The sequence below is a fragment of the Paenibacillus sp. ACRSA genome, from assembly GCF_022346845.1.
Classification (GTDB): domain Bacteria; phylum Bacillota; class Bacilli; order Paenibacillales; family Paenibacillaceae; genus Paenibacillus.
This window is the reverse complement of the sequence record NZ_JAKRNP010000001.1, coordinates 865,257-884,132: the sequence shown is the minus strand read 5'-3', so window position 1 is coordinate 884,132 and position 18,876 is coordinate 865,257. Positions and strand designations below refer to the sequence as shown.

Here is an 18,876-nt window from a genome sequence, read left to right as displayed (position 1 = left end):
TAAATTTTAAAGACCGACTTCAATGGCGGTCTTTCTATTGGCCTAGTAGAGATGTACGATTCACTTCATTTCTCGAATACCTTTATAGACAGATTCGCATAGCTCCGTTGTAAACCTGCCTGACATCCCTTCAAGCGCCGTATTGGTGAACGCTACGACACTAAGCTCCTTACTCGGATCAACAAACCAAGAGTGCCCATAGGTACCGCCCATCCGCCACGTTCCTGGCGATTCAGGTGTATTGGCTTCCCCTGAGTCTTTTAGTAGCGTGAATCCAAGTCCGAAACCTCTCCCTGGCCAGTAGGGCATCTCAAGGTTACCAATTTGGTTGGTTGTCATTTCTGTGACAAGAGCCTTCAGCAGAATTGGATGTCCTCCTTGCCGCAAAGCTTCCAGCAGTTTAAGAAAGTCCCCTGCACTGCCAATCATACCGGCTCCCCCGGAAGGGTAAGCTGCCTTATCGGTAAACCTATTGGGTGAAAGGAGGAATCCTGCTGTCCCCTCGATGAAAGGAATGGTATCAAAATCATGCAGGCGCCGTGGCTCTCCAGTGCTGTCTGCGTAAGCTGTAGTCAACCTGTCTGCATCCACAGCCTTGAAATCGGTGTCCATCATTGAAAGCGGATGAGTTACAAGCACCCGTACAGCTTCACTAAGCAGCATACCAGTTACCTTTTCGATGACCGCTCCGAGCACGTCTGTTGCTATGGAGTACCTCCACATTTTCCCTGGCTCATATAAAAGCGGGACAGATGCGAGTCTTTGCAGATTCTCTTCAAGTGTAATTCCTACCAAATCCATGCCGTCCGATACCCCCGCAAGCTCATAAGTTCCCTTTTCCTCTTGGAAGAAACGGTAAGTTAAGCCTGCGGTATGTGTCATCAGATGGCGTACGGTCATTGGAACATACTGTCCGTTTGGCAGTTTGGGACGAAAGATGGGCAACCATTTTTCCACCAGATCGTCTAACTGTAATCTTCCTTGCGAAACTAATACTAGGGCTGCTGTTGAAACGATTGGCTTGGTTACCGAAGCATATCTAAACAAAGCATTTTCCTGCATCGGTCGTTTCTGCTCGCGATCTGCATAACCAGCAGATCTGCTGTAAACGAGGTTTCCGTCTAACGCAATTTGCACAACTGTACCCACGATTCTTTTTTCCTCTAGTGTGCGCTCAATTACCTCGTTGACGCATTCGTGCAACAATTTCGGATCTATATTTCTCATGTGTCTCATCCTTTTCCTGCTGTTATTCACTTGCTTATATATAGCAAGTGAGTTTATTATATAAATAATCTCTGTTACCTTACATATAAGAACCAAGTTAGATGGAGAAACTTCCAATGATTATAAAGGCATTTAGAAGAAGTAACATTTAAATTAAAGGGGTGTAATTTTCTTGGATGAGATCGATAAAAACATTTTACTCCATTTACAGAATCAGGCTAGATTATCAATGACGGATTTAGGAAAGCTGGTGGGGCTGTCTCAGCCAGCCGTTACGGAGCGTGTAAAACGCATGGAAGAAAAGGGAGTTATCGAGGAATACCGGACTGTCATTTCTTCGCAAAAATTGGGTAAGCAATGCACGGCCTATATGCTTATTCGAACCCGGAATTGCTATCCTTTTCTTGATTTTTGTCGTTCTTCACCGGAGGTTACAGAGTGTTACCGGATAAGTGGGGAGCATAATTATTTATTGAAAATCCTCACAGAAACAACCCAGGAGCTGGAGGAGTTTGAAAACAGGTGTGATCAATACGGCACCTATACGACTCTAATCGTGATGTCTTCACCGATCGCTTATAAAAATCTGATTGGAGAAACAAATTTGCTTGCATAAGATGTATTTCTATATTGCTAATTTCTATAAACTTCCCAAAAAGATGAGTCCGCTCTGGCTGGAGTGGATTCATCTTTTTGGGGTCTAAGTTATACATTCTTATGATTTCTTTAGGAAGGGAAGCCATGCTTTTTAGCTAGCCAAGCTGCAAGCAAGGAGGGGAGCAAGAGGACGATTAATGACCCGGGAAGGAAACCAGCTCCAAACAGCTGGAGAAGAAATCCTCCGATCATGCCTCCTCCTCCAATTGCCACATTCCATGCGGTAACCAGCATAGATTGTGCTATATCTGCGCTTTTCCCCCCAGCTTGTGCTATTGCAGTTTGCAGCAAAGTGGCTGCTCCGCCAAATGTAAGCCCCCATGTTGTAACACCAAGAATGATGATTGCAGGTTGATTCATTCCAATTCCCAAGGCTACAGAAGCCAAAGCAAATCCTGTGATGCTGATTAACACCAATATTCTTAGGAAACGGTCAATCAGCATGCCTATCACCCAAATGCCAACAACCGAGGTTATTCCGAAAATAAGAAGAATTAGATCCACTCGCTCCGCAAACACGGTTTCCGCAAGATAGGGTGCAATATAAGTGTACAAAATATTATGAGCTAATACCCAAGTCAAAACGACGAACAAAATCGTCCGTATACCAGGAACAAGGAAAATTTTGTACAAAGGGAGTTGATCACCCGCAGGCTCACCTTCATAATCCGGTACCTTCCAGAGCACCCAGCCAATAAGAACTACAGCTAGTAATGATACTCCTCCGAAAATGAAGCGCCATCCTGTATAAGCACCGAAAAAAGTGCCCAGCGGAACGCCCAATGCTAACGCCAAAGGGGTGCCAATCATGGCTACGGCCATTGCTTTACCTTTCAGCGAATCAGGCACCATACGACGTGCATAGCCAGCCGTCATCCCCCACAGCACACCTGCCGACACACCTGCGAAGAAACGCGCGACAAGTGTCAACGCATAAGAGGAAGATAATGCGGTGATCGTGTTAAATACTAGAAAGCCGATAATGCACAGCATCAGAAGCGGCCGGCGTCTCCAACCGCGGGTAGCGGTTGTCAAAGGAATTGCGGCAAGAAGAGATCCAACCGCATAGAGAGTGACCAATTGTCCGGCGAGAGCTTCTGTGACCCCGAGATCCTGTGCAATTTGCGGTAGTAATCCCGCAGGCAGGCTTTCTGTAAGAATACAGATGAATCCTGTCATAGCTAAGGCTAGTAGCCCGACCCACGGAAAACGTAAGGAAGACGACAGATTAGCATCGTCTTGTCTTATAAGAGCAGTGTTTGAGTTCACGAAAAAATCTCCTTTGTTTATTTTTAGCCGCTTAATAGAATCTGGCTTTCGTATAAGCATATAAAAATAAAACATTTCTCTACATGGCTGATTAAAGGAGAATGAAGCGAAATAAGAGGAAAATACGTTTATTTATTTAGTAATTCCATGATTGTAAAGGTGAAAAGGCAGCATCGCTAGATGCCGCCTAATAATGAATCGTAATTGATGAGAACTAACCGATTAATATTTACGCCGAATTCGAATCATACCTCCAAGCGAGTAACCGATGTGGGGCATCTACAGACAGACCAATAAAAAGCTTAGCTTGGCGATGATACAACTGTGGGTGAACTTCTGTCGTGGTGGCATCACAATTCAGGGTAGAGCAATTCCATACGTGCAGATCAAGCCCATATCTCCATGTAAAAAGCTTATCTTGATCTGCGGCCATGCCCGCTTGAGCATGGGGGAAGACACCTTCTATCGGACTCGTTGTGCTGAAGGCAGGCACAGAAGTGATGACACCCATTCGCTCACCTGTCTGTACATTAAATAAAATGATAGCGGGTGACACGCCTTCTTCCTCCCAATCTTCTTCATCGACCATTTCTTCATCTACTTGACCCCAGATTGCTATGGTATTGGGGGTGACCCAAGCGTATGGCAGATCCCAATCCATGGTTTGCCATAGATTATGTATGGATGCTCCGTCCTCGGATTCCCATACATGGTTTAACCAGTTTTCCAAACTCCAGGAACGGGCAATACCTAGAGGTGCCCATACCCATCCGCTATCTACAATCCATTTTTGATCAGGAGACACGCTTAATTTACCATGAAAGTAATCGAGATAATGTTTACTTGTAACAGGCTCGTCCGTGTTCTGATTGGAATCATTATTATATTTTGGAGTGGGTCTACCTGTAAGGGATGTACCACGGAGAACATCGGTTAGATCTAACCGATTCCACTCTGTGCCGTGGACTAAGATTAATCGCCGATCTATATAAGCAAAGCTTAGTGGGTATGTAGATACATCATAATGATAGTCGTCTCGCGACAATCGCAGGATTTCTTTCCCATCTAATAGATCATATACAGCTGCATGTTGCCCATACACATTAGATACTGCAGCGAAAGCTCCATCTGGACTAATAACGATCTGAACAGGATGAAGTAGATTCAGATCAGGGATGTTCGTTTGCAGAATTCGTTCGGTTACTCCGGTATGTAGGTTGAGCTTCCATAACTCAGCAAGGTCATTTAAGGCAAGTACCATAATCTGCTCTGGGTCGTGGGATTCTTCGGTTAGTTCTTGGATGGTTATTAATGTTCCAGGTGAAGGATGAAGCTCAGGAAGTGGAACGGGATAAAAAGACATGATGCACCTCCGAAATAAGGGTTTTACAAGATTTGTACACGGTGTTCAAGATTCAATATAATAGGGAGAAGAATATATTGTCAAAAGCTTAAACAACATACATAGGATTAGAGGAATAGGAGGCAGGAGAACCTGATGAATTGGGTGGAAATTAGCAAAATAAAAGATGTGAATCAAATTCGGGAAGCAGTCCAAGGTTTGAATATCAATGAGAGAGATGAGCGGGGGCGGACACCGTTGATGCTCTGCTTAACTGCGCGCATGCCTGCTGCAGGCATACGCTGTATATTAGAACAGAACCCAGATCTGGAGATTGAAGATAAACTTGGGGATACCGCACTCAAAAAGGCCATACGATTCAAGCAGATGGAAGCCATTTCGCTGCTACTTGAATTTGGAGCCAAGCTAGATTCTCCACAGGGCATTCTAGGCACGGCCTGGAACGCTGCAAGGTCTAATCCAAACATCGCTGATCTGCTATTAGATACACCGGGTGCAATCCGGTTAAAGTTAACCGAAGACGAGCAGAGCAAGGTGGATGCCATTATATACGAAGAATCGATAGAGAAGGCCATTGCGAAGATTCGTGGACTGGATTCCGCAGTGCTGGTGCATGCCGTCGTTAGCGAATATAACTGGGATGATGGGCCAGAGCCGATGCTGGCTGTTTGTGGACATCCCGCATGTGCAGAGATTACATTGCTGGATATGCTAGAGTTAATGGAAGCAGACTACTGGCTTGAAATGGATGACGAAGAGGTGCGTCAGCGCGTTGACGGGCCTGCTTATCGCCGGCTTGCAGAACAATTGTATGATAGACAGTCCACAAGGAGTTGAGACAGTAATGAGCTCTAGTGTCGAGAAAGCCTGGTGAGCGAATTGCTGATCACGTGAGCCGTGAGCCAAGGCAAGTTGAACAGTGACAACAACGATTAGCAACTCAAGTTAGTGTCTAGCTGGGGCTACCCTACTAAAACTTAGTTTCATCGATCCAGAGCATTGAGGCTCGAACCGCAGCTTGCTGATCATACATGTTCAGCAAGCTGTACCTCGAATCCGTCTGGGTCAGTAATGTAAATAAAGCGCAGATGAGGATTGGGCTGAATTGGACCACGCACAATCGGAATATCCAACGCGTTCAGTTGCTCGATCGCGTCCTCTAAGGAGTTCACTTCATATCCGATTGATATGCCAGCCTCCGGTTTAAGGATGGATTCGCTGCCCTCGATCAGTTCCAGCTTCGTTTCATTTTCTATGCCAAGCATAGCAATCTGTCGTCCGCGACTTTCGAATCTGCGCTGAATTGGAAGTCCTAGCTTTCCGTTATAGAACTCAAGCGAGTTTTCTAGGCTGCTAACACGCAAGGTAATCCAATTTAATTTAATTAACATGGGAGAATCACTCCTTTTTACGTCATATGTAGAAACATTACGTTTATTATACGGCAAACATAAGTGATGCAGATATACTATACTAGCATATTTTAGATGAATGAAAGAGCCCGCACATCATTGTGCGGGCTCTTTTGGCATTTTAATCCTATATTTTTATTGAATCAGATCAACAGCCATCTGTGGTACAAATGCATCAACGCCGTTATACACGATAACACCGTCCAGCATAGTTTTCTTACCGTTCACAAGAGCGATGTTTTTGTAGATTTGCAGTTCCAGCTTGGTGCTACCTTTTGTTACAAGGATTTTAGGGTTCTTCGCATCCGTCAGATCCAGCTTGTACGTTGCACCTTTAGCTGTAAATGCTTGCTTCGCAGGTACAAATAGCTGTTTGCTCACGCTGTCCAGATCAAGGTTAAGCACACGAGCCATGTATTTCGCTACATCGGTGTTGTCGATCACGCCAAATGGACGGTCATTGTTTGGAGCATACGTATAGAGAACTACATCTCCACCCGTGTGTCCACCAGATGTCCAGCCAATTCCCGCACGTTTACTGATCATTGGCCCAACGACATAGTTAAGGCTACCTGGCTTCGCTTCTTTGATTGCTTTCACTTCTTCAGAAGTCAGGTCAGAGATGCCATAGTATTGTTTCATTACAGCTTTGATGTTTGTGCGCTGTGCATTCAGCTTCGCTTCAACACCTTCACCGGTCAGTTTGGCTTTTTTCAGAGGGCCGATAAAAGTGGACAAAGGCTCTTCGTCGTACGTACCTGTCGTTAAATTGTTACCGATTGTAAGTCCGCCGTTACCGTGGTCTGTTACTGCTACAACAACGGTTTCTTGATTGGACTTGGCAAAGTCCATAGCCGTTTTCACTGCATCATCAAAAGCAAGAACATCACTAATGATACCGATTGGATCGTTGGCATGTGCTGCCCAGTCTACTTTACTACCTTCAACCATAAGGAAGAAGCCATCTTCATCTTTGGAAAGAACATCAATCGCTTTAGAAGTCATTTCTGCAAGGCTTGGTTGTTTGGATGGATCGCGATCCATATTATAAGACATACCTGCAGGTGCAAACATCCCCCACAGCTTGTTAGAGTTAGATGCTTTCATTGCTTCAGGCGTAGTTACATAATCATATCCCAGTGCTTTAATGGATGAGACGAGATTTTCGCCATCTTTACGACCAGCAGGCTCAAGATAACGGCTACCACCACCGAGAACAACGTCCATACCATTGTAAACTTGTTGTTTGCTCAGAGCGTCGTAGTTTTTACGATCAGGATAATGAGCCGAGAAGTCAGCTGGCGTAGCGTGCATAATCTCAGAAGTTGAGATGATTCCCGTAGCTTTACCCGCAAGTCGGGATGCTTCAAGAATGGAGGCTACCGGCTTCTTGGCATCACCTGGTGCAATTGCTTTCTGTCCAGGCATCGTCGCTTTGTCCGGCAGGACGCCAACATAGCCCGTGTGAGATTTGTGCCCTGTTGCAAAAGCTGTTCCTGCTGGCGCCGAGTCCGCAATCGGCGCATCCGCGGAGTGAGTACGTACCAGACCACTTGCCATAGAATCCAGTGTAAGAGATGAACCCTTGTACCAGCGAGCAAGAGCGGTAGCATCATTAGCCATTCCGTCTGGGATCAGGATAATCACATTTTTGATTGGGGATGCACTGGTCGTGCTGTCCTCCACAGCCCAAGCGGCACTGCTTCCACCGAGGGTAGCGGTTACAATCGTAGTCACCGCGAGCATCATTTTTGCTGCACGAGCGTTAAAGCGAGTTAACATGAACACAGCCTCCTATAATATATGTATAGTTTGGTATCCAGAACCAAGTGTAATCAATGAATGATAAATGAGCGTTACCTGTAGATTAACTAAATGTAAATTTTACGATTAGTTTTTAGATGGCTTACTAGACAGAGGATGGAGGCATTGAAGTTTAAGTCGAGAGTTGTGATGTAGGAGACATCATATTGATCGAATCGTTTAGCGTTGCTGACATATCCTAGAGACGTTTTTCATGATTCTTATAAATTTTTGTAAAAATATAAAGTGCGAAAAAATATATTGCGAACGCTTACATTATGTGCTAACATCACCATAACAACAGGATTGTAACCAACTCCGGGCAATACCTGTTATGTTTTTGAATACGCTTACTTATAGTATTATTGAATGACCTCATATTCTCAGGGTTGTTACTGAAGACAGGCAAAACCTGAATTGAGGGCAGAAGACACGCTGTAGCGACGTCTATTTGCCTTCGATTCAGGTTTTTTTATACAGATAAACGCCTGATTGGTATTATTTTCGCTTGAAACGCCGTAGCAGAATCATAACCGGAAGGGGGACATTTTCGGTTCACAGACAGAGATTTAGGATGATCTAGGTTTGGAATACTATGGTTATCCGTAATGATATGCCATCGTATATTCCATCACACACTATCTGACAGCGAGGAGATTTACGACATGAAAAAAATCAAACGATCCATCGCGGTAGCAACCGTTCTAGGTTTATGTTTATCAGCAATGCCTGCCTATGCAGCCGGAGCTTCAGCTCCAGTTTCCAATGCAGCGATCGACAAGCTGATCTCATCCCAATTAATTAAAGGCAATGGTCAAGGGGTTAATGCAGCGTATCTGAACAAAAAAGCTACACGTATTCAGGCCGCTGTTTTGTACTTGCGTTTGACTGGATTGGAAAAAGAGGCACTTGCCTATACCGGGACAGATACGTATGTAGATGCGGCATCAGCTGGGAAATTCCTACAGCCTGTTGTTGGTTATCTGAAACAGCATCCTTATCTAGGAATTGCTGATGGAGCGAACGTATTTAAACCCAATGCGACACTTACGTCTGAAGACTATGCAACACTGTTATTAAAAACGCTCGGTTATGAAGCTGGCACAGATTATAAGCAAGGTGAGGCAGTATCCTTTGCGGCATCGAAAGGAATCAATGCACTCCAAGATGGCAAGGGTCCACTCTCGAATCGCCAAATGGCTGAGGCAACAGCGCAGGCCTTGCAAGTGCAACTCAAAGATGGGAGCGGCACACTTGAACAGCGCTGGCTGAAGCACCAGCAGGATCAAGGTTTTACGCCACAAACACTTCAGCAGACGAAATATGGCTCCATTGATGGCAAGAGTTATGAACAGTACGGAACACTTGGCTGGCTGGGTGTACCTTATGCAGCACCACCTGTAGGAGAGCTGCGCTGGAAAGCGCCAGTTGAACCAAAAGCATGGACGGGGACACGTGAAGCGAAGGAATTCGCTGCCAACAGCTTGCAACTGTCTGGGCAAAATACGGTAGGTAGTGAAGATTCACTCTATTTGAATATTTGGAGACCCGATACAACGAGTTCCAAACTTCCGGTAATGGTATTCCTGCACGGCGGCGGGAACATGACTGGATCAGGCAAGGACTTCCAAGGCGAACAAATTGCACGTAATACAAACAGCATTATTATTTCGGTGAACTATCGTTTAGGTGCGCTTGGATTCTTCAAGAATGAAGCGTTGGAGACAGGTAATGCTCTGGATGATTCCGGTAACTATGGACTACTTGATGCGCTTCGTGCATTGGAGTGGGTACAGGATAATATCGAAGGCTTCGGTGGTGACACGGATAACGTAACGCTGGCAGGTCAGTCTGCAGGAGCGCGGGACGTGCTGGCTACGCTCATCTCACCACTCGGAAAAGGACTATTCCAAAAAGCCGTTGCATTCAGTGGTGGATTAACGACTTCAGCACCAGAAGCAGGTGAGCAAAAGTCGGAAAGTGCTCTGGAGAAATTGCTAGTAGAGGAAGGCAAAGTAACTACCCCCGAGGAAGCTAAAGCATGGATCGCGAAGCAGTCTAAGGAACAATTAGCTACGTATCTACGTGATCTGCCTGCGGACAAGCTAGTTAAGGTGTTTGGTGGCACGGCAATTCGGATGGAGCCATTCCCACACCTGTTCCGTGATGGCACCGTCATTCCAAAAGAGGGCTTCTCTGCTCTGGAGCAAGGCAATTACACTAAAGTTCCAGTGTTGCTTGGTAGTCTGGATACCGAATTCGCGGCATTTGCCTTCGGTGATCCGAACTTCTCCCCATCGATTAACGATGGAACATTGTTCACAGATAAAACGAAAGCGGAACAATATGCTGCCGCTATTCAGTATGGTAGTGAAGCGTATGCCGGATTTAATGCTGAACGGGTAGCCGAGCGACTGACAAATGTTGCAGGCCAGCCTTCCGTTTATGCATATCGGTTTGCATGGGGTACACAGCCTGGTGTAATCTCGGAACGTTTGCAGACATTGCTTGGTGCTCCTCACGGCGCAGATATGGACTTCTATACAGGGCATGCAGCGGGTATAGCTGCGTACTTCCCGGAAGGGTACTTCAGTGAGGCGAACCAACCAGGTCGTGACCAGTTGTCCACAGCTATGGCGGCCTATTTGAAACAGTTCTTGTATACAGGGCACCCTGGGGATGGCGGATCTGCCAACCTCGCAGACTGGACACCTTGGACGAAGAATGCAGCGACACCAATTATGCGTTTAGATGCAAGCAATACAAAGGCCGAGATTGGCATGTCTTCACAGTACTATCAAGGCAAAGAAGAAGTCATGGCGAAAATGAAGAAAGAGTTGCCTGAAGAGACGTACAAGCTGCTGACGGAAAAAGTATTTGCAGGCCGTTTCTTCTGGGAATAAGAAAAGTTTTAGTGTGTACGACTGAACTGTAAAAGAATAACAAAAGGGACAGGAGAGATAATCTCTTGTCCTTTGTTGTCTTTAACTATTTCAATATGTAGCATCGTTGAAAAGTTACTAATGTTACTAGGATTAGGATTTTTCACTTGCAGCGAGCATCAAGATATAAATCTGGCGAGTCGTATTGACGTTGCGAACGGTCATTTGTTTGTAGATAGCCGAACCTGCCAGCTTATTCATTCCACTTTTGGTGGCATCTTCGCGACTTACGCTGTACAGTAAGGCACCTGAGATATAAATTAATGTGCCAATGCCTGGTTTCAGGGGCAGCTTGTCCAGAATAGACACGTCATTGATCTCATCCCAGAGGAACATAACATCACTCTTCGCTTGATCGTCATTGCTCCATTCCTCCGGCAGTGCGGTAATAACGGTCTGCATTTCATGGATATTTCGCACCACAACTCGGATCTGTAAGCCAAAGTCCGTCGCAATGGCTTCCTGAAGAATGTGTGCCAGCTCTGTATTGGCATTCTCAAGTTCTGGCTCATAAGCAAAGATAATGTTGCCTGAGTTGATATAGGTCACAACCTGTTGCATGCCAACCTGCTCAAATGTTTCCTTGAGCTGCTTCATGTTAATTTTATTATTTCCACCAACATTAATACCTCGCAGCAACGCAACATAGATCATATCCATATCTCCATTTCCTCTAATGTTCGAACTATTCTTGTAACGATAGATAGGCAAGTAGGTGAGTTACATATTCCTTTTCTCCAAGCAATTCCTGCAATAGAGGTATGACATGTTCCAGATATTCTGGTTTGGTCTCATACGTGTCCTCATCCTTCACTTCTCCCTCATAAGCTCGCGCGGCTTCGATGAGAATGGCAAGTGCATGGAAAAAGTCCGCCAATGACCTCGAGATTGGCTGAGGTTCTCCACCTACAAAAGCCGCATACACAGGCGATTCTGATGCTTGTGTATCCACAATGAGAGGATCATCATTCAAATTGGCTATGACCACATGCTGCGGCTCCCAGTCTGGCGATTCCTGATAAGGCTCTTCCATACCAATCCAATGGTAGCCCAACTGTTGACGATAGAGATGCTCAGGTGCAACAAAAAATAGCAGGGCAGCATCACCGATCTCTACAGCAGCGCTTTTCATTTTAAGAGTGCCCTCAGCCTTAGCATCTACCATCTCATAGTTGGAGTAAAAGTACATCAATTCGGGAGAGAGCGGAATTCGCTCATCGATAACAGGTACTTGCTGGTTGGAGAGGGGGCGTATATCATGTTCTTTGAATAGTCCATAGGCTTCATTGTATACATTCTGTTGCTCGATAAAACGGTTTAATGCTGTATTTAGTTCCTTCATCGTATTCTAATCCTCCTAATCAGACGATGGACGGCACTTGCATTTGCACTTGTACTCGTCGTGTTTCCTTCGTGTATTGTTGTTCTGTAGCTAAGCATTAGTTTACATGAAAATAGTGGAAGGTGGCATTTATTTTCGAATCTGAATTTATTCCATATTGTAGAGGTAGCAGAGGTGATCATGATGAAAAAGAAACTGCGAAACATAGTTGTAGGTGGTCAGACATATAAGTACATCATTACAGCTAGAATAGTCAATAACACAGCTAAGTTAGAACTCAAAGTGTTCAGTGACGGTTCCAAAATACATGCACTGCGTGTTCAATTCCACACATGGGATGATGCAATCATAGGGTATGTATTGAATAGTGGAGTTTTGTTGTTCAATCATCGCACAGGTGTGAAGGAAGACTACAATCTGAATCATCCGGCGAGGATTAGGCAATGGATTGAAGTTGCTGTACAGCAAGGCTGGGATGGAACGACTAACCACTATATTGAAGATGGGCTTAAAGAGCTGGAGCAACTGGGGTTCGAGGTAGAATGGCTTAGACCACTGGTAGGATAGCGTAGAAAAGATAGAACGAAATTAGGTCTATATGACCTTTTTCATGCTGAATGCGTTTACAAGTAAGCGTAATCATGCTATACTTCCAGTCAGTTAAAGGATTGTTACTGCATTCGCAGGCAAAACCTAAATATCGATATGTGTAGGCAATGACCTACCCATGTTGATGTTTGGGTTTTTTTTGCTTTATATGGCTCATATTAAGCACAGAGATTGAACAGGATAATCCGAACACACATCACCACGAGAACGAGAAGGGAGAATAAGCATGAATAAGAAAACAGGGTTTAGCATGTTGGCTGCACTCTTGGCTTGCATGCTCATCATGAGTGGTTGTACATCTACAACGCCACAAGCATCAGATAATCAAGGGAATCAAGCGACAGAGCAGGAAGATACTCAACCTGAGCAGACAACAGATAACGAGAAACAAAAGGCAAGAACGGTGATTACGACGGATGGAGAAGTGGATGATATGAACTCTGTCATTCGTTATCTCTATTATGCCAATGAGATGGACCTAGCCGGAATTGTGCTTACAAGCTCCGTTTATCACTATGCTGGTGATAAGGAGGCAGGCATCGAACCGTTCCGCTGGACTGGAACCCAATGGCTCTATGATATGCTGGATGCTTACGAGGAGATTTATCCGAACTTGAGCACGCATGCAGATGGTTATCCTAAGCCAGAAGATATTCGAGCCATGACCAAAATTGGCAATATCTCTGATAAAGGTGAGATGGAGAAGGAAACAGAAGGTTCAGAATTATTAAAAACACTGTTTCTCGATGACGACTCAAGGGACTTAGTTGTACAGACCTGGGGAGGAACGAACACAACCGCTCGGGCACTGAAATCCATTGAAGAACAATATAAGGATACTGCCGAGTGGGCTAACATTCAGAAGAAGGTCAGTGACAAGTTGCTGCTCTATATTATCCTTGACCAGGATGACAGCTATAACGAATATATTGCAAAGAACTGGCCAGATATTCGTATTTTGAACGACCAGTCGAACTTCTGGCATTTTGCCTATGCATGGAAGATGCATGCCGAAGAAGTAAACAGCAAACTGCACGGTGAGTGGATGAAAAAAAATCTTCTTGACGGACATGGCAAGCTGATGGATATGTACGCTACGATGGGTGATGGCAAAATGATCGAGGGTGAATTAGAAGAGGAACAACGTGGCAGCGCTGATTACCTCAAGAATAATCCGCAGTATGACAAATATGATTTTATCTCCGAAGGGGATTCCCCATCTTTCTTCTATTTAATTGATAACGGTCTTCGCAGTATGGAAGATCCATCGTATGGTGGCTGGGGTGGACGCTTTGGCGTCGTTAACGATAAGCTCTACCGCAATAATGTATTGGACTACGATCCGTACTCCAAACGGTATGAAGCCGAATATTCTCTTATGAGATGGTTTGATGACATTCAGAATGATTTTGCGGCTCGTGCGGATTGGGGTGTAACAGATCAGTATGAGAATGCGAATCACAACCCAACACTCACGATTAAGGAAGGGTTGGATCTGACTGCTGCGCCAGGCGAAGAATTAACGCTGCATGCGGAAGGGCAAGACCCAGATGGCGATCAGCTGACGTATGAATGGTGGAGATATTTTGAAGCTGACACCTATCAGGAATCCAAGGAACAGGAAGGCAAGGCAACACCAGAGATGGCTGGAGATTTGCAACTTGGATTACAGCGCCCATTGGCCAAGGATGAGAAGTTAGATGAGCTTGAACTGCAAGGGAAGGATACAGATACAGTAACGTTCAAAGTGCCTGAGGATGCCAAATCTGGTGACACTCTTCACATCATCGCAGAGGTGCAAGATAACGGTGAGCATAACTTGAAGCATTACCAACGTGTCATTGTAACAGTGCAATAAACCATTCGAATGGATTGAACCTTATTCATGCAGATGAATTCGTGCAGAAGAAGAAGCAAGCCCTGATCTTAATGATCAGGGCTTTTTTATCAAGAAATGCTTTTAAATGTGACTAAGATAATTTAACTGTTCTAATGAACACGATCGGCTTACTTGCGCTGTATGCCTGACCAAAATACATTCCAAGCGATGGCTAGTGCCTGCTCATACGACTGACGTGTCTCATACACGAGCTGAACGTCAAGTCCATCCATCAGGGTCACGAAGGCAACCGTCGCCTCTTCTGGACTTAGACGAATATCTGTAGCCTGTACGGTGGCAAAAGTAGCCGACAATTCTTCCTTTAGTGTGCCAAGATAGGTTCGATACTGAGCCAACACAAAATCATGAACCTCCAGTGGCGTAATAAAGGAAAGAATGTACATAAAAGCGACATTAGGATGGGTCAAAAAGCGGTTTTTGTGCTCTAACAAAAAGGAATGCAGCTGTTGTTCTAACGGAAGTGTGCCTGACTCGCTAAAAAATTGACGTACAAATTGTTGCTCTTCCTGCACGACCTCTTCATAGATCTCCAGCAGTAATGCTTTCTTCGTTGCATAGTGGTAGGCAAGGGACTGTTTGCGAATGCCGGCCTCCTCTGCAACCTGTGCCATTTTGGTTCCTTCATATCCATAACGGTTAAAGTGTTGGATCGCAATTTCTTTGATACGTTGTTTACTCAATGTGTACCTCCAATGGACGGTTCTTGATGCTCTTTTGTTTAGAGCTGTAGATTAGATACAGCAAAATATACACCACAAAAATACCTATGGATATAGCATACACCATTGTATAAGAAAATGCAGAGGCAACGACCCCTAATACCAGTGAACCCCCTCCAATGCCGAGGTCGAAGAAATTAAAGAAAGAGGCCATCGCATTTTCATGCTCATGTTCTTCTACTAGATTAACGCACCAAGTCTGAATTGCCGGGAATATCGCCCCAAAGCCAAAGCCATATAACGCAGCAGCGATGAGGAATTGAATTTCGTTTTGGGCGACGATCAGAACCAAAAGTCCAGCGATAGCAAATCCCGCCGCAGGCAGCAGCACAGAACCGGGTCCGAACTGGTCAAACATTTTGCCAGAGAACAACCGAACCACAAAGCTGGCAATCGCTACGATAAAGAAAAACCATGCAATATTGGTAAAGCCTCTTTCGTTAGCAAATAGGGCAACAAAGGACATGATCGCGCCAGCGGCAATACCAACCAGCATAATGAGAAGGGAGGGGAAAAGAACCTTTTTCTCAATCAATTTAACTGTAGCGGGAGGTGCAGTCTGTGCTTCAGCTTCCAAAGTCTGTTTAGGCTTACGAGATACAAATACAGCCATAAGCAGTGCAAGTAATAAGATGCACATACCACCCATGAATAGGCTTTGATAGCTGGACTTCAGCAGTAATGTAGTTCCGACCAGAGGGCCAATGGACACTGCTACTGTTTCGCCTACACCAAAGTATCCCATCCCCTCACCACGACGAGTTTTGGGAATATTTTCGGTTGCAATTGTTGCGAAATACGTAGTTGCTAAGCCGAAACCGAAACCATGGATCACTCGAAACACAAGAATCATGCCTATACCTGACGAGAGGTAGTATGCTCCAGTCATTAGTGCACAGATGGCGATACCGATAATCAACCAATACTTTTTGTCCATCCAAGTGGCAAGCACAGCAGTAAAAGGGCGAACAAGAATGGCAGAGAACATGAAAATTCCTGTAACGAGTCCGATCTGTGATGCTTGTCCCCCAAGGGTTGAAACGAATAAGGGTAAGGTAGGGAGGAGCATTTCAAAGGCCATAAATAACAATGCGTTGGCCAGCATAATGAAAATAAACGATCTTCCCCATAACTTTTGTAAAGTCGTTCCTGGTGCTAGTGTACTCATAATCTTCCTCCGTATGATGTTCTATGCGATGAAGCATGTTGAAATGATTTTATCTGACGATCGTCAGTTTGTAAAGAGTGGGTTATCATGAGTGTTCTATCATTTGAATAATTAACAAGTGAAAAATTAATGTTTTTAGCCATATTCCAACATTTTCCGATATAATAATGGAATAAAATGAAGGTGTAGAATACTACCTCAGAGAGGTGATTTTGATGAGTATTGACGTTCTCGAGCGCAACAATGTGAAGGTACTTGGTACGGGAAGCCAAACGATTGTGTTTGCACATGGCTTTGGATGTGATCAGGATATGTGGCGTTACATCGTGCCTAGTTTTGTGGACAACTACCGTGTGGTATTGTTCGATTATGTAGGCTCAGGGCAATCTCAAATTAATTATTATGATGCTGGAAAATATAATAATCTTCATGGCTATGCCCAGGATGTATTGGAGATTATGGAAACGCTAGATATACGAGATAGTATTTTTGTAGGACATTCTGTTAGCAGCATGATTGGTATGCTTGCTTCCATTCATGAAACGAAATACTTTGATCGACTGGTCATGCTGGGGCCTTCCCCACGTTATGTGAATGATCTTCCGAATTATTACGGTGGATTTGACAAACGGGACATTGATGAGTTGCTTGAAATGATGCAGTTGAATTTTATCGGCTGGGCTAGTTATCTCGCACCAATTGTGATGCAGAACCCGGATCGGAAAGAGCTAACTGAAGAACTGGAAAAAAGCTTTTGCTCCAGAGATCCGCATATTGCACGACAATTTGCTGAAGTGACATTTTTCTCGGACTGCCGTGTCAATCTGGAACAGGCCTCGGTTCCATCTCTAATTCTGCAATGCTCGGATGATAGTATAGCTCCAGTTGAGGTTGGAGATTATCTGCACGCGCATCTGAAGAACAGCCGATTACAACAGATGACGGCGAAAGGACATTACCCTCATCTAAGTCAGCCTGAGGAAACAAGCCGTCTGATCAAAGACTACTTGGCAAGCGTTTAATATGAACGAAAGGCAGTTGTTACATGGATATCCAACTAGACCAGGCTCCTTGCGGATACTTCTCTATCTCGGATTCAGGTATTGTGCGATCAGTAAACCAGACATTGCTAAATATGCTTAAGGTAGAGCGTAGCGAATTGCTGGGGAGACACATTGAGTCGACTATGTCGGTAACGAACAAATTGTTTTTTCATACGTATTTCTATCCTTATATTCAGCTATACGGGCATGTGGATGAAATGTATTTTTCTTTTCGCACCAGTGACCACCAGGATGTCCCCGTTCTTCTGAACGGTGTTCGGCAGACGCGCGATGGAGAAAGCGTGGTGGACTGTGTTGTCGTTGTCATGCGCAAACGAATTGAGCATGAGAAGGATATTTTGCAGACCAAGACCAAGCTGCAGGAATTATATCAGGCGACACAAGAAGCCAACAAAGAGCTTGAACGTTTACACCAGGAATACGAGGTAAAGCAACAAGCACTACTTAAAGTAAACGACCAATTAGAAGCAATGGCATCCACAGATCCATTAACGGGTCTCAAAAATCGGAGGTTCTTCCAGAATAGCTTGCTGGCAAGCTTGATTCTGTTAGAGCAGCAGCAACGCCATTTCTCCCTGCTAGTGATCGATATTGATCATTTTAAAAGTATAAACGATACCTATGGACATCCAATCGGTGACTTGGTACTTGGAAATCTGGCTGGATTGCTGCAATCCATGTCACGCAGTAGCGATGTGGTCGCAAGATACGGCGGGGAAGAATTTGTTATCATCCTAGCAGATTGTGATCATGACCAAGCCATGGAGGTTGCAGAGCGATATCGTTCTGAAGTGGCTTCATCCGACTGGGGTCAATATAACATTACCGTAAGTATCGGTGTTGCTACGGCGGTACAAGGGGATACGGACACCTCTGTGTTCCAGCGCGCAGATACGGCACTCTATGCTTCTAAGACAGCAGGACGAAACCGCGTAACCCATGCCGATCATCTATAAAAGGTTGTTCAAAATAGAGCCTGTGGTTTAATCGCGGGCTCTTGTTGTTTTTTTTTGTATAGACAGAAAGCAATCTACACAGGTAATGCAAACTCGAAGCCGGATGAAGGGGGGGATATTTCAGCATGAATGAAATTTTGAAGATCGATAAAATGTACACCCCGTATCTAGTTCTGGCGATTGATGCAGTCAGAGCCTCGGAGCTAGCGAAGCATTGGAATGTCGATATTACGAGATATCACATTCAGCTGACCCTGGAGAACGATACAAGGCAGTATGGCAAGCCCTATTATTCCGTGTGGTTCTATCCTCATGAGATTACTCCGGACAATTGGATGGATGGTAGCTGGGAAGAGATGGACTTATGTGTGCATTTGGATTGTGAATGTGGTGACGTATTGAGGGTACACGGTGGTAGAAATTGAAATTGACGAATGTACAAACA

At 44.7% G+C, this 18,876-nt stretch carries 17 protein-coding genes; 8 read left to right on the top strand and 9 right to left on the bottom strand.

Translation table 11 applies throughout. The features are described 5' to 3' along the window. Positions 1 to 60 precede the first annotated feature (60 nt). Positions 61 to 1,227: a serine hydrolase domain-containing protein gene (locus MH215_RS04060; RefSeq protein WP_239288349.1), complete on the bottom strand. Its 1,167-nt coding sequence runs from the start codon at positions 1,225 to 1,227 to the stop codon at positions 61 to 63. Positions 1,228 to 1,399: 172 nt separating this feature from the next. Between MH215_RS04060 and MH215_RS04055 the strand changes: the two genes are divergently transcribed. Continuing rightward, a complete protein-coding gene (locus MH215_RS04055) occupies positions 1,400 to 1,843 on the top strand; it encodes an Lrp/AsnC family transcriptional regulator (protein WP_239288348.1) in 444 nt (147 codons plus the stop codon). Positions 1,844 to 1,953: 110 nt separating this feature from the next. Here MH215_RS04055 and MH215_RS04050 read toward each other — a convergent pair whose 3' ends face one another. Both MH215_RS04050 and MH215_RS04045 read right to left on the bottom strand, forming a co-directional pair. Then, the gene (locus tag MH215_RS04050) at positions 1,954 to 3,153 is read right to left on the bottom strand and encodes an MFS transporter (RefSeq protein ID WP_239288347.1); all 1,200 of its coding nucleotides are present in this window, start codon (positions 3,151 to 3,153) and stop codon (positions 1,954 to 1,956) included. Positions 3,154 to 3,382: 229 nt separating this feature from the next. Continuing rightward, positions 3,383 to 4,516 (bottom strand): hypothetical protein, encoded by a 1,134-nt coding sequence (locus MH215_RS04045; protein WP_239288342.1) that lies wholly within the window; start codon positions 4,514 to 4,516, stop codon positions 3,383 to 3,385. A 135-nt stretch (positions 4,517 to 4,651) separates the two neighbouring features. On the opposite strand from MH215_RS04045, the gene MH215_RS04040 reads away from it, so the two are divergent. After that, entirely contained in the window at positions 4,652 to 5,353 is a 702-nt protein-coding gene (locus tag MH215_RS04040; protein WP_239288340.1) for a DUF4274 domain-containing protein, read from the top strand. Positions 5,354 to 5,541: 188 nt separating this feature from the next. Here the strand turns inward: MH215_RS04040 and MH215_RS04035 are convergent, their stop codons facing one another. Together MH215_RS04035 and MH215_RS04030 are read right to left on the bottom strand one after the other, a co-directional pair. Then, on the bottom strand, positions 5,542 to 5,907 hold the full coding sequence (locus MH215_RS04035) for a VOC family protein (protein WP_239288339.1): 366 nt from the start codon (positions 5,905 to 5,907) through the stop codon (positions 5,542 to 5,544). 156 nt (positions 5,908 to 6,063) lie between these two features. Next, complete coding sequence (locus MH215_RS04030; RefSeq protein ID WP_343224518.1) at positions 6,064 to 7,677, bottom strand: alkaline phosphatase; 1,614 nt, start codon at positions 7,675 to 7,677, stop codon at positions 6,064 to 6,066. Positions 7,678 to 8,396: 719 nt separating this feature from the next. Here MH215_RS04030 and MH215_RS04025 point away from each other — a divergent pair. Beyond that, complete coding sequence (locus MH215_RS04025) at positions 8,397 to 10,634, top strand: carboxylesterase/lipase family protein (protein WP_239288337.1); 2,238 nt, start codon at positions 8,397 to 8,399, stop codon at positions 10,632 to 10,634. Between the two features lie 132 nt (positions 10,635 to 10,766). On the opposite strand, the gene MH215_RS04020 is transcribed toward MH215_RS04025, so the two are convergent. Together MH215_RS04020 and MH215_RS04015 are read right to left on the bottom strand one after the other, a co-directional pair. Further along, positions 10,767 to 11,327 (bottom strand): DUF1697 domain-containing protein, encoded by a 561-nt coding sequence (locus MH215_RS04020; RefSeq protein WP_239288675.1) that lies wholly within the window; start codon positions 11,325 to 11,327, stop codon positions 10,767 to 10,769. 31 nt (positions 11,328 to 11,358) lie between these two features. Continuing rightward, the gene (locus MH215_RS04015) at positions 11,359 to 12,015 is read right to left on the bottom strand and encodes a hypothetical protein (RefSeq protein ID WP_239288336.1); all 657 of its coding nucleotides are present in this window, start codon (positions 12,013 to 12,015) and stop codon (positions 11,359 to 11,361) included. A gap of 180 nt (positions 12,016 to 12,195) precedes the next feature. Between MH215_RS04015 and MH215_RS04010 the strand changes: the two genes are divergently transcribed. After that, the gene (locus MH215_RS04010; protein WP_239288335.1) at positions 12,196 to 12,582 is read left to right on the top strand and encodes a hypothetical protein; all 387 of its coding nucleotides are present in this window, start codon (positions 12,196 to 12,198) and stop codon (positions 12,580 to 12,582) included. Positions 12,583 to 12,850: 268 nt separating this feature from the next. After that, the gene (locus tag MH215_RS04005; RefSeq protein WP_239288334.1) at positions 12,851 to 14,482 is read left to right on the top strand and encodes a DUF1593 domain-containing protein; all 1,632 of its coding nucleotides are present in this window, start codon (positions 12,851 to 12,853) and stop codon (positions 14,480 to 14,482) included. A gap of 149 nt (positions 14,483 to 14,631) precedes the next feature. Here the strand turns inward: MH215_RS04005 and MH215_RS04000 are convergent, their stop codons facing one another. Both MH215_RS04000 and MH215_RS03995 read right to left on the bottom strand, forming a co-directional pair. Further along, positions 14,632 to 15,204 (bottom strand): TetR/AcrR family transcriptional regulator, encoded by a 573-nt coding sequence (locus MH215_RS04000; RefSeq protein WP_239288333.1) that lies wholly within the window; start codon positions 15,202 to 15,204, stop codon positions 14,632 to 14,634. Further along, on the bottom strand, positions 15,197 to 16,411 hold the full coding sequence (locus MH215_RS03995; protein ID WP_239288332.1) for an MFS transporter: 1,215 nt from the start codon (positions 16,409 to 16,411) through the stop codon (positions 15,197 to 15,199). The genes MH215_RS04000 and MH215_RS03995 overlap by 8 nt, the downstream gene beginning before the upstream one ends. 215 nt (positions 16,412 to 16,626) lie before the next feature. On the opposite strand from MH215_RS03995, the gene MH215_RS03990 reads away from it, so the two are divergent. The 3 genes from MH215_RS03990 to MH215_RS03980 all read left to right on the top strand — a co-directional run bounded on the left by MH215_RS03990 (position 16,627) and on the right by MH215_RS03980 (position 18,856). Beyond that, a complete protein-coding gene (locus MH215_RS03990; protein WP_239288330.1) occupies positions 16,627 to 17,433 on the top strand; it encodes an alpha/beta fold hydrolase in 807 nt (268 codons plus the stop codon). A gap of 23 nt (positions 17,434 to 17,456) precedes the next feature. Beyond that, on the top strand, positions 17,457 to 18,431 hold the full coding sequence (locus MH215_RS03985; RefSeq protein WP_239288328.1) for a sensor domain-containing diguanylate cyclase: 975 nt from the start codon (positions 17,457 to 17,459) through the stop codon (positions 18,429 to 18,431). A gap of 125 nt (positions 18,432 to 18,556) precedes the next feature. Continuing rightward, positions 18,557 to 18,856, top strand: a complete 300-nt coding sequence (locus MH215_RS03980; protein ID WP_239288326.1) for a hypothetical protein — start codon at positions 18,557 to 18,559, stop codon at positions 18,854 to 18,856. Positions 18,857 to 18,876 lie beyond the last annotated feature (20 nt).

What these genes read in the sequence shown, in the direction of transcription:
- MH215_RS04060 (WP_239288349.1), bottom strand. Translation starts at nt 1,227, where the DNA reads ATGAGAAATATAGATCCGAAATTGTTGCACGAATGCGTCAACGAGGTA.
- MH215_RS04045 (WP_239288342.1), bottom strand. Translation starts at nt 4,516, where the DNA reads ATGTCTTTTTATCCCGTTCCACTTCCTGAGCTTCATCCTTCACCTGGA.
- MH215_RS04040 (WP_239288340.1), top strand. Translation starts at nt 4,652, where the DNA reads ATGAATTGGGTGGAAATTAGCAAAATAAAAGATGTGAATCAAATTCGG.
- MH215_RS04035 (WP_239288339.1), bottom strand. Translation starts at nt 5,907, where the DNA reads ATGTTAATTAAATTAAATTGGATTACCTTGCGTGTTAGCAGCCTAGAA.
- MH215_RS04030 (WP_343224518.1), bottom strand. Translation starts at nt 7,677, where the DNA reads ATGATGCTCGCGGTGACTACGATTGTAACCGCTACCCTCGGTGGAAGC.
- MH215_RS04025 (WP_239288337.1), top strand. Translation starts at nt 8,397, where the DNA reads ATGAAAAAAATCAAACGATCCATCGCGGTAGCAACCGTTCTAGGTTTA.
- MH215_RS04020 (WP_239288675.1), bottom strand. Translation starts at nt 11,327, where the DNA reads ATGATCTATGTTGCGTTGCTGCGAGGTATTAATGTTGGTGGAAATAAT.
- MH215_RS04015 (WP_239288336.1), bottom strand. Translation starts at nt 12,015, where the DNA reads ATGAAGGAACTAAATACAGCATTAAACCGTTTTATCGAGCAACAGAAT.
- MH215_RS04010 (WP_239288335.1), top strand. Translation starts at nt 12,196, where the DNA reads ATGATGAAAAAGAAACTGCGAAACATAGTTGTAGGTGGTCAGACATAT.
- MH215_RS04005 (WP_239288334.1), top strand. Translation starts at nt 12,851, where the DNA reads ATGAATAAGAAAACAGGGTTTAGCATGTTGGCTGCACTCTTGGCTTGC.
- MH215_RS03995 (WP_239288332.1), bottom strand. Translation starts at nt 16,411, where the DNA reads ATGAGTACACTAGCACCAGGAACGACTTTACAAAAGTTATGGGGAAGA.
- MH215_RS03990 (WP_239288330.1), top strand. Translation starts at nt 16,627, where the DNA reads ATGAGTATTGACGTTCTCGAGCGCAACAATGTGAAGGTACTTGGTACG.
- MH215_RS03985 (WP_239288328.1), top strand. Translation starts at nt 17,457, where the DNA reads ATGGATATCCAACTAGACCAGGCTCCTTGCGGATACTTCTCTATCTCG.
- MH215_RS03980 (WP_239288326.1), top strand. Translation starts at nt 18,557, where the DNA reads ATGAATGAAATTTTGAAGATCGATAAAATGTACACCCCGTATCTAGTT.